This window comes from Bacteroidota bacterium, from assembly GCA_039821555.1.
Lineage (GTDB): Bacteria > Bacteroidota > Rhodothermia > Rhodothermales > Rubricoccaceae > JBCBEX01.
The window spans coordinates 221,209-235,517 of the sequence record JBCBNX010000003.1 but is presented as its reverse complement, the minus strand read 5'-3'; the positions used below and the strand labels follow the sequence as shown (position 1 = coordinate 235,517).

The following is a 14,309-nucleotide window of genomic DNA, read 5'->3' as shown; positions in this document are numbered from 1 at the left end:
TCTCACTTTCCCGCCGCATGACCGTCCTCCTCTTCGGTGCCACCGGCATGATCGGTCACGGCACCCTCAGCGCCGCGCTCGCCGACGACCGCGTGACGCGCGTGCTCTCGGTCGTCCGTCGTCCCTCGGGCCGTCGCCATGCCAAGCTGAACGAACTTGTCCACGCCGACATGATGGACCTCGCGCCCATCGCCGACACGCTTGCCGAGGCCGACGCGTGCCTGTTCTGCCTCGGCATCTCGTCGGCGGGCATGTCCGAGTTGGACTATCGGCAGATCACCTACGACCTCACGCTCGCTGTCGCCGAGACGCTCGCGGCGCGCAACCCGGCGATGACGTTCGTCTACGTCTCCGGGGCGGGCTCGAACGCGGCGAGCCGGACGATGTGGGCGCGCGTCAAGGGCGAGATCGAGCAGGCGTTGCAGGGCCTGCCGTTCGGCGCGGTGTACAACGCCCGCCCTGGCTTCATCCAGCCCGTCGGCGGCGCGACGAGCCGCACCACGCTCTACCGCGTCCTCTACGCCGTGATGGCCCCGCTCACGCCCATCCTGCGCCGCCTCGCGCCGAAGTCGCTGCTCGACTCCGATGAACTCGGCCGCGCGCTCGTGCAGGCCGGGCTCGCCGGGGCCGCCTCGTCGATCCTGGAAGTCCCCGCACTGCAAGACCTCGCCGTGCTGGCTGAGGCGTATGCTTCGGCGGCGTGATGCCCAATGCGCCCACAAGCTGCCGGTATTGTCATGCTGAACTGGTTTACTGCGTGAAGCTTCGCTTTCGGCATCTCAACAGAAATGCTGGAGATCCTGAATCGAGTTCAGGATGACACATAAGCATGTGTGCAAGCGTTCGTGGCGGGATTTGCGAGCAGGATGGCGGGATGGGCAAGTGGCGTGAGGAGAAGCCCGGGGCATCTTGGGAGCACAATCGCAGCATTGGGTCGACACGGCCCGCTCACCAACCATGTTTGCACCATGCCCACTCCGCCTCGTACTCAGGTCGTCCTCATCACCGGCGCGTCGTCCGGCATCGGCAAGGCGACGGCCGAGCGGCTGCTCGCCGACGGCCACATCGTCTACGTGGCTGCCCGCCGCGTTGAGAAGATGCAGGGCCTCACCGACCAGGGCGCGACGGCGCTCGCGATGGATGTCACCAAGACCGAGGACGCCGAGCGCGTCGTCGCGCAGATCATCGCCGAGCAGGGCCGCATCGACGCGCTGTTCAACAACGCGGGCTTCGGCCTCTACGGCGCCGTCGAGGACACCGCCATCGACGACGCGCGCTACCAGTTCGAGGTCAACCTCTTTGGTTTGGCGCGGCTGACGCAGCTCGTGCTGCCGCACATGCGCGCGCAGGGCTTCGGGACGATCCTCAACACGTCGTCCATCGGCGGCAAGATCTACACGCCGCTCGGCGCGTGGTACCACGCCACCAAGCACGCGCTCGAAGGCTGGAGCGACAGCCTCCGCCTGGAACTGGCGCCGCACGGCATCCGCGTGGTGATCGTGGAGCCCGGCATCATCCTCACCGAGTTCGGCGACGTGATGACGAAGCCGATGATGGAGCGCTCGGGCGACGGCCCCTACCGAGACCTAGCGCATGGCTTGGCGAAGGCAGCCGAGGCGAGCTACGCCAAGGGCGAGGGCTCCCCGCCGTCGGTGATCGCCGACGTGGTGGCCAAGGCCATCGGGGCCGCCACGCCGAAGACCCGCTACGCCGCCGGGCACATGGCGAAGCCGATTCTGGCGCTGCGCCGGTTTTTGCCCGACCGCTGGTTCGACCGCCTCATCCTCAGCCAGTCCACCTAGAGCCTGCGCCGACGATTCGGCGTCGTGAGGAACGTGGACGTGCCATCCGGCCGTAAGTGCGGGGGCTGCGTACTGTGCGCGGCCTCACGCACGTCTCACCCCCGCCTCTCTCATGAACACGCTCCTCAAGTATCTCGTCCGCGGCATCGGGTTGCTCGCCTCGCTGGGCCTACTGCTGCTCGCCATCGTCGTCATGGTCTACGCGGCCGTCGAGGGCGGCTTCGTCGTCGCCGAGACGCTGCAGTTCTCCAACTCGGAGTCGCGCGTGATCTACGACACGATGACCGTCGTGGACCTCTTTCTGCTGGGCTTCAGCGTTGTCATCGCGTCCGTCGGCATCTACGAATTGTTCGTCGGCTCGCTGTCGGGGATGCCCGAGTGGTTGCGGATCAACAACTTCGACACGCTCAAAGGCATCCTCATCAAGACTGCGATCGTGGTGATGGCCATCTCATTTATGGGCCGCGCCGTGACCTGGGACGGCGAGGAGAGCCTGCTCGAATATGGCGTGGCCATCGGCGCGGTGATTGCGGCGCTCGCGTTCTTTCTCAGCGTGAAGGAAGAGCAGAAATCGAAGGTATAGCGCGTCCCGTGGTCGTCGAGGCGTATCGCACGAAGACCGACCCTACACGCTGTCGCCCCTTCCATGACGACCTCGCCGACCCCGCCCTCGAAGCCGCGCCGTCGCTGGCGGCGTATCGTCGGGGGCCTGAGCCTCGCCGTTGTTCTCCTCCTCACCCTCCTCATGTTCGACGCCTGGAAAGCCCTTGGGACGAAGCCTGCCGGTGAGCGCCTCGTGCGCCTGGAAGCCTCGCCGCAGTACCGCGACGGCCGCTTCGTGAACGTCCTGCCGCAAGGCAACGCCGCCCCGTCGATGGGGACGATGCGGGAGTTCTTCTTCGGCGGCAGTGACCACCGGACGCCCGCCGCGCCGCCGCCGACCGTCGCGCGCACGGCCGCCGACTTCGCCGCGATGCCGGACGACCTGCGGGTGACCTGGCTCGGCCACTCGACGTTCCTCATCGAGCTCGACGGGGTGCGGCTGCTCATCGACCCGGTGTGGGGGGAGCGCGTCTCGCCGTCGTCGTTCATCGGGAGCCGCCGGTTCCACGCCCCGCCGCTGCCGCTCGACGCGCTGCCGCCCGTCGACGCGGTGCTGATCTCGCACGACCACTACGACCACCTCGACTTCCCGACCATCCGCACGCTCGCAAGTCCGGCGTTCCGTGACCGGGTGCCGCGCTTCCTCGTGCCGCTCGGCATCGGCGCGCACCTGGAGTACTGGGGCGTCGACCCGGCGCGCATCGAGGAGGTGGACTGGTGGGACGAGAAGGAGGTGGGCACCGGGACCAACACGGTGCGGCTCGTGAGCACGCCCGCGCGGCACTTCTCGGGGCGCTTCGTCAACGACCGCGACGCGACGCTCTGGACCGGCTGGGCCTTCCTCGGGGCCGAGCGGCGCGTGTTCTACTCCGGCGACACCGCGCTCACGCCGTCGTTCGCTGAGGTCGGCGAGCGGCTCGGGCCGTTCGACCTGACGCTGATCGAGGTTGGCGCTTACAACGAGGCGTGGAGCGACGTGCACCTCGGGCCGGAGCAGGCCGTGGCCGTCCACCGCATGGTGCGCGGCGAGGTCATGATGCCGGTGCACTGGTGCACGTTCGACCTATCGCTGCACGGCTGGACGGAGCCGGCCGAGCGTGTGCGGACCGCGGCGGACGCGTTGGGTATCCCGGTGGCGTTCCCGCGCCCCGGTGAGTACGTCACGCTGGACGCCGTCCCCACGGCGGCGTGGTGGCCTGCGCTCCCGTGGGACACGGCCGCCGAAGCCCCAGCGGTGTCGACCGGGCTGCCGGACGAGGTGCGCGCGCTGGTGCCGTAAGGCTACGTTCAGGCGGGGAGGGGTAGACGCAGGCCTGCGCAGACAGAGCGCCGAAGGCTGACGCCTGGCCATCCATGCGCTGGACTATCCATGCGCTGGACCTTTCATGCGCTGGACCTCGGCGGCCCAGGCACGGTGTCTTGGCACCGATCACGTCGGAGAGGGCACAGGGGAGCGCTATGAGAAGATCTGCGCCAGAGTCTCGTAGATGATAGGTGACCCCCGGTGCATGCCGTCCTCCGTACTCACTGTTGGCGCGTGCCCCGATGCACAGGAACTCAATCCACTTCCCATGACGCGATTTCTCTTCACCGTGCTGGCGGTGGTCCTCGCAGCCCCTGCCCTCGCCACGGATGATCCGCCCGACTCAACCTCGGAGGATCCACGTACAGCCGCGTTTGTTGCGGAGGCCGAGTCGCAAGGCCTCTCTGCTGCCGCTGCGCGCGCCCTCGGCGCACGTGCGGAGAACCAGATCCTTCGTGCCAGCAATATCCGCCAGGGGGCCGAGTTCGGGATCGCCCTGGCACTCGATGGCAACCGGGCTGTCGTGGGGGCCCCCTTCGATGGCGACGGTGATCTCAAGACATTGTTGAGAGGGTCCGCGTATGTCTTCGAGTTCGTGGGGGGCACCTGGACCGAGACCGCAGTCCTTCGAGGCAGCAACACAGAGGCGTTCGACGAATTCGGGGTGTCCGTCGCGCTCGACGGGGACCGAGCCCTCGTTGGGACCATCCGCGAGTCTGGCCCTGGCAACGCGACTCCCGGCGGGGGGGCCGTGTACGTCTTCGAGCTCTCGGGGGGCGCCTGGGTGGAGACGGCAGTCCTCCGCGCGAGCAATGCCGAATCTTCCGACTCCTTCGGAAGCGCGGTCGCGCTGGACGGCAACCGCGCGGTCATCGGCGCGGGCCTTGAAGATGGCCCCAACAATGCAATCCCCGAGTCTGGTGCTGCGTATGTCTTCGACGTATCGGAGGGCCAATGGGTGGAAACGGCGATTCTTCGGGCGAGCAACGCCGGTGAGGATGACATACTCGGTCAATCCATTGCGCTTGATGGCGACCGCGTTCTCCTCGGTGTGATCAGCGAAGCCGGCCCGTTCGATGCCACGTCTACGTCGGGGGCCGCGTACGTCTTTGAGCGTTCCGGCGAGACCTGGACGGCGACCGCGATTCTTCGCGCCAGCAACGCCCAGGAGCAAGACCGCTTCGGGCAATCCGTCGCGCTCGACGGCGACCGCGCGCTCATCGGCGCCCGTCTCGAAGACGGTCCCGGCAACGCGACCGCTGAGTCGGGCGCGGCCTATGTCTTCGAGTGGTCCGGCGACATGTGGATCGAGACGGCCATCCTCCGAGCCAGAGACGCCGGGGTCGACGACAATCTCGGGATCGCCGTCGCGCTCGACGGCGACCGGGCTCTGATCGGTGCAAGCGGCAAGGCGGGTCCCATAGTTGGCACGCCGGACGCGGGGGCCGCATACCTCTTCGAGTTGTCCGATGGGACGTGGACCGAGACGGTCTTCCTCCGCGCCAGCGCCCCAGCAACCTTCGATCAATTCGGGGCCCGCGTCGCGCTCGACGGTGACCGGGTGCTTGTCGGCGCGCCGTCACAGGATGGGCCCGGCAACGCTATACCCAATGCGGGTGCCGTCTATGCCTTCTCCGCGACGGCGACTACCATCGCTGCCGAGCCCGACGAGGCTACCCTCGCCCTGGGGTTCCCATGGCCCAATCCGGCCTCAGGTGCGGTACGCGTTCCGTATTCCCTCGCCGTCCCCGACGAAGTTCGGCTGACGGCCTACGACCTGCTGGGCCGCGAGGTGGCGCTCCTCGATTCGGGCGTGCGCCGTGCTGGCGAGCACGAAGCCATATTCAACGCGTCGGCACTGCCACCGGGCACGTACGTCGTGCGGTTGGTCGTCGGGACGCAATCCGCAGCGCGGCGCGTGGTTGTGGTGGAGTAGGTCACCAGCCGTCTCGCGCGCATGGCGTGGCGCCCGATGCTCCCACGGGACTCCTCCAGCGAGGCTCTGGCGATATCCTTCGGGCTGCTGGACGAGGTTCTGGAACTGGTACCGTAGCTGGCGGCCGCGTCAGGCGGCGAGCCGGTCGAGCGGGCTGGCCACGCCGAGCGTCCGCGTCGTGGCGACGTGGGTGTAGATCTGCGTGGTGGCGAGCTTCGCGTGGCCGAGCAACTCCTGAAGCGTGCGCAGGTCGAGGCCCTGTTCGAGCAGGTGGGTCGCGAAGGAGTGGCGCAGCGTGTGGCATGTGGCTCTCTTCTCGATGCCCGCCGCCTCGACGGCTCGCTTGAGGGCACGCTGCACGGACGACGGCGAACGATGATGCCGGTGGACCTGGCCCGTGCGGGGGTCCTCGGAACGCCGCGCCGAGGGGAAGGCGAACTGCCAGCCGAACTGGCGCGCGGCACCTGGGTGCTTTGCCGCGTAGGCGTGGGGAAGCTTGGCCTCGCCAAAGCCCTCCGCGAGGTCGCGGTGGTGAAGGGCGCGTACGTGGTCCAGGTGAATCCGCAGAGGGCCTGCTAGGGCGTCGGGGAAGAGCGTCACGCGGTCCTTCCGACCCTTGCCCTGACGCACCACGATCTGCCGCCGCTCGAAGTCGAGGTCTTTGACGCGGAGGCGTAGGCAGCCGCTCAGGCGCAGCCCGGCGCCGTAGAGGAGCCCGCCGATAAGCCGGTGCTCGCCGCGCAGTCGTTCGAGCAGCGCGGTCACCTCCGAGGGAGAGAGCACGACTGGAAGCCGGGCGGGCTTGCGAACGCGCACGAGGTCGAGGGTGTCGAGGGGCAGGGCGAGGACGGCGTCGTAGAGGAAGAGCAGCGCGGAGAGGGCCTGAGCTTGGGTGCTTGCGGCCACGTCACGTTCGTTGGCGAGGTAGTTCAGGAACGCCTCGACCTCAGGCTCGGCCATCGTCTTCGGGTGGCGCGGAACGCCCGCCGCGTCACGGTGGAAGTGGCAGAAGTGGCGGACCCAGCCGACGTAGGTCTGCTCGGTGCGGTAGCTAAGGTGGCGAAGGCGAGCGGCCTCGCGGACGTGCTGGAGGAGTCGGGACATGGAGCGGCGTGCGTCGTGTGCGCCCGATAGACACGCTGTGAACCGAGACGTAACCGACCGAATTGCGGCGTCGGTGGACAAGCCAGGGCCTGTACGTCTATTATCCAGTGCCACGCCGCGATTCGGTCGTCCAGTGTCCGGAAGGCTGCGTGCGTTCAACAGAAGTAGTAGTTATATGGCGCTACCTCCTTCAACATGATGAGAGTCGCTGCCGTCGTTTTCCTATTCGCCTTCGCGGCTGGCTGCGTCACCTCGGTCAGCGAACTCCGACATGAGGAGATCCATCAGTCGTCCGATTGGTGGCACTCCATAGTCACGCCTGAGCAAGCTGTCCAGATTGCCGAGGCGGAGGAAGCCGAGCGGCAACTGCAGGCGCGGGCGGATTCGTTGGGGCGCGACTGGTCGAGCCTGCCGCTGCAGTACGAGTACTTCCTTGACTATGACCAACTACGTGACCCACGGGCAGCGTTCGCCCTGTTGCTGAACACGCGCACCTTCGCGAGTAGTCACGTCGGGTTTGCGGGAATGCCGTCCGAGCAGTACGAGGCATTCAACACCCTCCTCCGCCGTCCCGATGCGCCGGAAGTGTTCCGGGCCCTGCTCCGTCGCGCCTACCCTGCTGGTCAGCTCTACGCGCTGAGTGGTCTCTACCTGACCGACCGGACCGCCTTCGACAGCGTCGTCGGTGACTACGAGGCATCGCAAGATTCCGTGTCTACTCAGATGGGCTGTGTCGGAGACCTCACGCCCGTAGCGGAGATCGTGCGCCATCCTAGGGGGATCAGGCTTGCTGAAGGGCAGTCGCTTGCCGAATGGTATGAGGCGAATCATGGGGACGGTTGGCGCACGATTGAGCCATCTGAGGTTTATGAGTACGACATCATCGGAGGTGCGTGGCCCCAGAGCTTGGACGCTCGGAACTACTAACCACCGCGCCATATAACCCGCGGCTGCACGCCGACGAAACGCTCCACGGTCTTGCCCCGTCCGGTTCTCATCACTGAACTTGCCTCGTGCAACCGGCTAGCCGCGTTTCGCTGGTGAGCCGCCCTCTGTTAGGCATACGAGTTCGGAGCTACCGTGAGAAACGCCTTGCCCCGAGACATCGAAGCACAGATCGTTTTCTTGCCGACCGAGCATGGCGGTCGGAAGTCCGCAGCGTCTAGCGGCTACAGAGCACAGTTCTACTATGAGGGAACGGACTGGGATGCGCGTTATGAGTATCCAGGCGTAGAGCAAGTCGCGCCTGGTGAGAAAGTCAGGGCGTTTTTGGGGTTCTTGTCCCCAGCAGAGCATTGGGGTCGCATCTATGTTGGAATGCCATTCCTGGTCCGCGAGGGAAATCGTGCAGTTGGGTTTGGCGCAGTCACTAAGATTGTTGACCTTGAAAACTCAGCGCGAAGAGCTAACGATGGTGCCACCCACGATGCCTAACTACATGCTGCAGCCGACGTTTGGAGCTGCCGCAGCTGCGGCTTCCGCCTCCGCCGCGTCATCTCCAAACGCACCTGAACTCGGACGTTCTACGGATCTGTGCCTGCTCGCTGCCTCGTCGTTTTCTCACTTCTAGCCCTGGCGTCGTCCGCCAGCGCTCAGTCCGACGTGAGCCAGACCGTTCGGTTGGATTCAGTGGTCTACACCAACCCCGACCCCGCACCGCCATACCCGTATGAAGCTCGACGCGACTCGCTGCGCGCTGCGCTCGTTGCCGGATGCGACTCTGCCCGCGCTGCAACCGACGCGGACTGGGTGCCGGAGTGCCACTTACCAACTCGCTTCTACGAGCCTCGCGTCTACATCAGTCTTGAGGGCGTAGTCGGAGGTTGGGAGGAGGCCCAGGCTGTGCTCGAACAGGAGCTACCCGTAGGCTTCCGCGCTCTTCTACAAGTCGAGGTCGCGTGGGACGGCAGCGTGCAAGAAGCGAGACTTCGGGTCTACCGTGGCGACCTGGGGAAGGCCAACTTGGCACTCCTGGTGCGTCGCCTCCGTTTCGACCTCACAAGCGACTTCGGCTTTCCCACGGTGGATCGGATACCGTATGGCGTAAGGATTGATGGCGCTTATGCTCGCAGGGTAGGAGATCCGTAGAACCCACCGCTGCAGGCCGACGCAACGCACGCGGTCCTCTGTGTCTCGTCCGAGCGCCGCGTATCCTGCGACTCGTTCACACCGCCAGTCGTGCGTTGCGCGGCTGAGCGGTCCACTGTTACACCGCCTCGAACCGCCAGCTATGGATTGGGAGCAGGCCAAGTCGGCGTTCGTGCGAGACGGTAGCCTCCGCGACCTTTACGTGCTCGATACCACGGTCGAGGACTGGCGCTCCCTCTTCGACTTCGTCCGAGGTAGCATGTACGGCCTCCGGTTCCGGCGCGGCGACGACTGGCGGCCCGTGCCGGCAGACCCGGACGGCTTCTTCGCCGGGCAGAGCGAGTGGACGACGCTCCTCTCGATCGACGTGGCCGGGGTCGCCGTCCACGCGCACTTCTTCGAGACCGACCAGATCGAGTTGGACATCGAACCGAGCGAGGTCCAGACTCCGGAGCGGGCGGCGGCGCTGTTTGAGTTCATGCGCGGCCTCGCGCGCTCGGTTGGCAAGCCAGTCCGCCTCACGCCTGAGAACTGTCGAGACTACGTCCTGATCGAATACGACCCCGCCAGCGACGAACTCCGCAAGGAGCACGACCACTGGACGGATCAGTGACCGGGCGGTGTAACCGGAGTCTGCAGGCTGACCCAGGGCTCCAGCGTTCTCAACCGGTCCGAACGCCGCCGCATCCATAGCTTTCGCCAGTCCATCGTGCCCTCAGCCCTGTGGGGCTGAGCCGCCACATGTTACACGGCCTCCCGCCATCTCCTGCCCGATGCGAACCCTCGCTCTTCTTTTCGCGCTCAGCCCTGCCCTCGCGCTGGCGCAGACTTCGTCCGAAGCTGACTCCCTCCTCGCCCGCCAACTCTCGCTCCGTGTTGAGGCAGACCAAGCGGCGCGCGGGCTGATTACGCTCGCGTTGAGGCAAGGCCGCCAGCCCGACGCCGCCGACGGCGCGTTCGCCTTGACCATCGACTCGCTCAACACGGCTTGGCTCAAAGGTGTCGTCGCCGAGCGAGGGTGGCCGAAAGCGAGCGAGGTCGGGGAGCAGGGGGCTAGCGACGCTTGGCTCCTCGCTCAGCACGCGGATCGGGACCGCGCCTTTCAACGGGAGGTTCTCGGCCTCATGGAGGCGGCCGTCGCTGAGGGAGAGGCGTCGGGGTCCGACTTCGCCTACCTCACCGACCGCGTTCGGCTGGCGGCGGGCGAGCCCCAGGTCTACGGCACGCAGTTGAAGGTCGTGGACGGCCAGCCGGTCCCGCGTGAGATCGAGGACGCCGACGGCGTAGACGCTCGGCGTGCGGCGGTCGGGTTGAACTCGCTCGAGGACTACATCGAGTCCTTCCGACGCAGAGTGCAGGGTGCTCCCGCGAATGAAGAGGCGCCGTAGGAAGTAACGGCCGTGTAGCCCGCGGCTGAGCCGCTATCTGTTCTGCCGCGCTCACCTCACAGCAGTCCGTGAGAGAAGCCGAGCCCAGCTCGCAGAGCTGATGAGGGAACCAACGCGAAAGCCCCTCTGTCCGCCCCAAGTTGTCCAGGCTCCGACATACAGGCGAAGGCCGCTGGCCCTGAATGACTGGCGGAGCGTCGACGGCGAGGAGTTCAGCGAGTGAACGAGGGCATGCAGCAAGCGATGCACAGCGACTGTGCCTATAGAACGCTCACGAAAGCGGCCGCCGTGGGAATAGCGGCTACGATGAATAGGATGGTTCGCCGAGGCGTTCCGTCGAGCACGTAGAGCAGGATGTCCAACCCTTGGCGAATGAGCAGGCTGAGCAGCCCCACCTGAAAGAGCACCTGGTCGCCGAGGATGAGCGCTCCCCAGAGACAAACGCCGGTCACGATCTGTCGAGCCCCCCAGCCGCGTACGTTCGGGGCCCGTACGACCTCCTTCGAATTGGTAGAGGTAAAGTCTTCCGTACGCAGCAGCAATGACCAGCCTGTTCTGGTGAAGAGGGCGATCGCGCCGGTGAGTAGGGTCGCGACCGCGAAGAGGCCCGTGATTATCAGCGCGAGGAGTGAGGGAGCAAAGGAATCCATAGGAGGGCAACCGAAGGCGTGGGACAAGGAGGTGCCCTATGGTATATTGAGCAGGGAATCATTACAATTCCCTGTAAAGGAATAATGGCTGGCCATCCTTTTGGCTCCGCGCTCAAGACTATTCGGCGAGACCTCGGCTTGTCGCAGGAGGCTCTCGCCGACGCCATCGGCACGACCCAACGGCATCTGTCATTCCTGGAGACAGGGCGCTCCGCCCCGACTAGGTCGATGATCGGACGAATCGTCACGGCGGTGCGCCTGTCGAGCGCGCACCGTGCGTCGCTGTTCGAGACCGCGGGCTTTCGAAGCCCCTATCCACAGCGTGAACTCGGCAGTCCCGATGTCCAGCACACCCTCGACCTGCTCTCGCGCCAGCTCCTTCGCCATTGGCCCTTCCCCGGATTCGTCGTGGACAACGACTGGAATTTCCTGAGGGCCAATCCTCCTGGGCAGCGCATGATCGAGCTGTTTGACCACGTCGAAAACATGCACGCCCTCTTCCTGTCTCGGAAGTTCCAGCCGCTCGTCACGAACTGGGAGGCCGCAAGCGCTAGCTTCTACACCCGCATCCAGGAAGTCGCCCTGCGCTCCGAGGTGGTTCGGGGTGCCCTAGATGCGGCGGTCGCCGCCGGCCGGTTCGAGCACGTGCCCCGGTTCCTGGCAGGTGCCAGCGACGTTCCGATTTATGTACCCATCGTCGTCCAGATGCCAGGGCAGCCTCCGCTGCGATTTACCTCGCTCCACGGCCGGTTGGTTTCGGTACACGATGCCATGGCCGAGAGCTTCGAGGTAGAGCTGATGGTCCCGCTCGACGAGGGCTCAGAGATGCCGATGCACGCATTGTTCGGGGACCACAGGGAGCGTTGACGCGGCCCTCCGGATGCATGCACGTGTGGCAGAACCTACGGCTGCAGGCGAACCTAAAGTGTCAGCCTTCTCGGCGTATCCTCCCCCACCTCAGCGTATCGCCACGCTGTGGGCGTCGGACGGCAGAGCACTCCCCTGTGTTCATGAGTCGTTCCGGCCTGCCGCGAAGCGACCCACCACGCCCCCCTGCATGTCGCTCTACCAGCAAATCGCGAAGATCGGCCCCCGATTTTTTAGCGACGCCACGCTCTTCAAATACGGGTTCAACCTGTCGCCGATGTACCGGCGCACGACGGCGCGGATCACCGCCGTCTCGGACGACCTGATGCGCGTCGCGATCAGGCTGCCGATCAGCTACAAGAACCGCAACTACGTCGGCAGCATCTTCGGCGGGAGCCTGTTCGCGTCCGTCGATCCGATCCCGATGGTCCAACTCATCAACATCCTCGACAGCGCCTACATCGTGTGGGACAAGGCGGCGGCCGTCCGGTTCAAGGCGCCCGCCCGCGAGGACCTCTACGCGGTGTTCGAGTACACCCCGTCCGAGATCGAGCAACTGATCGCCACCGTCGAGGCGGAGGGGGAGACCGAGATCGTGAAGACGACCCGCCTCACCAACCAGGACGGCTCGCAGGTCTTCTGCGAGGTCGACAAGACGATCTACGTGGCGACAAAGGCGTTCTTCAAGCAGAAGAAGCAGCGCCGGGCGGAGCCGTCGTCTCAAGCGATGGGGCAAGCGACGGGGTGAGGCCTGCCGCCGACGGGCACGTGGCTACTTTCGGGCTGCCGCGTCCAGCTTCCCAACAGACCCGCCCACGTAGGTCCTCGCACGTGGATTCTCATTCTGTGATGCCCTCCGGCACATGACCGACGATGCTGTCCTGGCCTGCGAGGACGCGCTCATCGCAGCGATGGCCTCCAACGATGTCGACGCGCTCGACGCCCTGCTCGACGATCGCCTCCTGTTCACGGGGCTGGGTGGCGTTGTGCTTCGCAAGGAAGATGATCTGAACGCGCACCGCGCCCGGCTGCTTCGATTGACGCGGGCCGAGGTGCGCGAGCGACACGTGGTCCGGTGCGGCGCCACGGCCGTCGTCAATGTCCACATCGAGATGGCGGGGACGTTCGCTGGCGAGCCGTTCGCTGGGACCTTCCGCTACACCCGCGTGTGGTGCAGCCAGGAAGACGGGTGGAGGCTGTTGGCCGGCCATATGAGTCCCGTCGAGAGCGAGCCCTGACGAGACGTGCAAGAACGATCGTCATGCGCTGCTCGGTCCCCCGTCTCCTTCGCGCGGCGATGCTCCCCGGCTCGCAGTCGGAAGCCCAGCGACTACGGCTCGCGCGACGAGCGGCTTGCGTACGCCTCGATAAACCCAGATGCGATGGCCTCGGCATCGATCTCCTTGTGGTCGTACCCATCCGAGTTGGCCAACAGCGCGATCACCACACCCTCGTCCGGGAACAGCATCAGCATCGACCGCGCACCGACGGAGGAGCCTCCGTGGTGCACCGTGTAGCGGCCGTACGGGGGAGACGCGCCCGGATCGTCGAGCCAGACCCGGAAGCCGAGTGCGTAGAACGCGGGCAGCGACTGGTCTCGGGTCGTCCGCGGCGTGAACAGGGTGCGAACGGTCTCCTGGTCTAGCCACAGCTCGCCCTCGGGGGTGCTCCTGCTGAGAAGCGCCGACCCGAAGCGCACCAGGTCGGTCGGGGTGGAGAGGAGGCCTCCAGACGGGGCCTTGTACGAATCGTCCACAAGGGGGGCGGTGCTCAGGCGCAGGAACCCCGGAGAGTAGAAGCGCGACCGTTCTGGAATCTCCACCGTTGGATCGTCGATGCCCGTGGCCTTCATTCCCAGCGGTTCGAGGATCTCCGTGTGGATCGCGTCGCCGTAGCTCATCCCGAGCGCCTGAGCCAGCACGGCGCCCGCCAGATTGAAGCTGTAGCTGGAGTAGCGGATGGCCGTGTGCGGCTCGAACAAGAGCGGGTCGTCTGCGAAGATCTGCAGTCCATCGCGCACGCTCGCGTAGTGGGTCGTATTCCGCGACTCGTCAGCTCGGTAGTGCCGGATGCCCGCTTGCATGGAGAGGAGATCCCGGAGCGTCAGGGTGTATCGTTTTTCCGGGAACGACGGGAGCGTCTCGCGGATGTCCGTGTCCAGCGACACGAGGCCGCGATCGAGGAGGCGACCGGCCAGGGCTGCGGTGATCGACTTGGACGTGCTCCCAATCCGAAAGCGTGTGTCGGTCGTGACAGGCGCACCCGTCGAGCGGTCGGCGACCCCCAGGCCCTCCGCCCACACGACCTCGCCGTCCACGGCGACGGCCACCGAGAATCCGGGCACGCCCTCCTCGATCCGCTGCATGAGCCGCAGGCGCCCTCGGTCGATGGCTTCTTCCCGTGTCTGAGCAGCGGGGCCATCCGCACGAGACGGAAGTTGAGAAGGCCCTCCACAGCCTGAGAGAAGAGCGAGGATGAGGGCCAGTCGAAACACGGGGGAGAAGGGCATGGCGCAAGATCGGGGGTGAAGCCAAAGGCGCGGAGACGCGTGTGCGGCCTCGAAGGTTA

15 protein-coding genes are annotated in these 14,309 nt (G+C 66.0%); 12 read left to right on the top strand and 3 right to left on the bottom strand.

All coding sequences use genetic code 11. The features are described from left to right. The first annotated feature begins 17 nt into the window (after nucleotides 1-17). From AAFU51_05375 to AAFU51_05355, 5 genes are all read left to right on the top strand, one after another. The gene (locus AAFU51_05375) at nucleotides 18-704 is read left to right on the top strand and encodes an NAD(P)H-binding protein (GenBank protein MEO1570681.1); all 687 of its coding nucleotides are present in this window, start codon (nucleotides 18-20) and stop codon (nucleotides 702-704) included. 264 nt (nucleotides 705-968) lie between these two features. Continuing rightward, nucleotides 969-1,802, top strand: coding sequence for an oxidoreductase (locus tag AAFU51_05370; protein ID MEO1570680.1), 834 nt, complete (start codon nucleotides 969-971; stop codon nucleotides 1,800-1,802). Nucleotides 1,803-1,914: 112 nt separating this feature from the next. Then, nucleotides 1,915-2,385, top strand: coding sequence for a YqhA family protein (locus AAFU51_05365; GenBank protein MEO1570679.1), 471 nt, complete (start codon nucleotides 1,915-1,917; stop codon nucleotides 2,383-2,385). Nucleotides 2,386-2,448: 63 nt separating this feature from the next. Next, on the top strand, nucleotides 2,449-3,684 hold the full coding sequence (locus AAFU51_05360) for an MBL fold metallo-hydrolase (protein ID MEO1570678.1): 1,236 nt from the start codon (nucleotides 2,449-2,451) through the stop codon (nucleotides 3,682-3,684). 292 nt (nucleotides 3,685-3,976) lie between these two features. After that, nucleotides 3,977-5,644, top strand: a complete 1,668-nt coding sequence (locus tag AAFU51_05355) for a T9SS type A sorting domain-containing protein (GenBank protein MEO1570677.1) — start codon at nucleotides 3,977-3,979, stop codon at nucleotides 5,642-5,644. Nucleotides 5,645-5,773: 129 nt separating this feature from the next. Here AAFU51_05355 and AAFU51_05350 read toward each other — a convergent pair whose 3' ends face one another. Further along, nucleotides 5,774-6,748: an integron integrase gene (locus tag AAFU51_05350; GenBank protein ID MEO1570676.1), complete on the bottom strand. Its 975-nt coding sequence runs from the start codon at nucleotides 6,746-6,748 to the stop codon at nucleotides 5,774-5,776. A gap of 195 nt (nucleotides 6,749-6,943) precedes the next feature. Between AAFU51_05350 and AAFU51_05345 the strand changes: the two genes are divergently transcribed. From AAFU51_05345 to AAFU51_05330, 4 genes are all read left to right on the top strand, one after another. Next, on the top strand, nucleotides 6,944-7,675 hold the full coding sequence (locus AAFU51_05345; protein ID MEO1570675.1) for a hypothetical protein: 732 nt from the start codon (nucleotides 6,944-6,946) through the stop codon (nucleotides 7,673-7,675). Between the two features lie 153 nt (nucleotides 7,676-7,828). Further along, a complete protein-coding gene (locus AAFU51_05340; GenBank protein ID MEO1570674.1) occupies nucleotides 7,829-8,182 on the top strand; it encodes an elongation factor Tu in 354 nt (117 codons plus the stop codon). 796 nt (nucleotides 8,183-8,978) lie between these two features. Next, on the top strand, nucleotides 8,979-9,449 hold the full coding sequence (locus tag AAFU51_05335; GenBank protein ID MEO1570673.1) for a hypothetical protein: 471 nt from the start codon (nucleotides 8,979-8,981) through the stop codon (nucleotides 9,447-9,449). A 160-nt stretch (nucleotides 9,450-9,609) separates the two neighbouring features. Beyond that, nucleotides 9,610-10,224 carry a DUF6624 domain-containing protein gene (locus tag AAFU51_05330; GenBank protein ID MEO1570672.1) on the top strand — a complete coding sequence of 205 codons (615 nt, stop codon included), beginning with the start codon at nucleotides 9,610-9,612 and terminating at the stop codon, nucleotides 10,222-10,224. A gap of 260 nt (nucleotides 10,225-10,484) precedes the next feature. On the opposite strand, the gene AAFU51_05325 is transcribed toward AAFU51_05330, so the two are convergent. Continuing rightward, entirely contained in the window at nucleotides 10,485-10,874 is a 390-nt protein-coding gene (locus tag AAFU51_05325) for a hypothetical protein (GenBank protein MEO1570671.1), read from the bottom strand. An 84-nt stretch (nucleotides 10,875-10,958) separates the two neighbouring features. On the opposite strand from AAFU51_05325, the gene AAFU51_05320 reads away from it, so the two are divergent. The 3 genes from AAFU51_05320 (at nucleotide 10,959) to AAFU51_05310 (ending at nucleotide 12,979) form a co-directional block, all read left to right on the top strand. Beyond that, a complete protein-coding gene (locus tag AAFU51_05320; GenBank protein MEO1570670.1) occupies nucleotides 10,959-11,741 on the top strand; it encodes a helix-turn-helix domain-containing protein in 783 nt (260 codons plus the stop codon). 190 nt (nucleotides 11,742-11,931) lie between these two features. Further along, nucleotides 11,932-12,489, top strand: coding sequence for a DUF4442 domain-containing protein (locus AAFU51_05315; GenBank protein ID MEO1570669.1), 558 nt, complete (start codon nucleotides 11,932-11,934; stop codon nucleotides 12,487-12,489). Nucleotides 12,490-12,604: 115 nt separating this feature from the next. Continuing rightward, entirely contained in the window at nucleotides 12,605-12,979 is a 375-nt protein-coding gene (locus AAFU51_05310; protein ID MEO1570668.1) for a nuclear transport factor 2 family protein, read from the top strand. Between the two features lie 92 nt (nucleotides 12,980-13,071). Here AAFU51_05310 and AAFU51_05305 read toward each other — a convergent pair whose 3' ends face one another. Then, the gene (locus tag AAFU51_05305) at nucleotides 13,072-14,250 is read right to left on the bottom strand and encodes a serine hydrolase domain-containing protein (protein MEO1570667.1); all 1,179 of its coding nucleotides are present in this window, start codon (nucleotides 14,248-14,250) and stop codon (nucleotides 13,072-13,074) included. Nucleotides 14,251-14,309 lie beyond the last annotated feature (59 nt).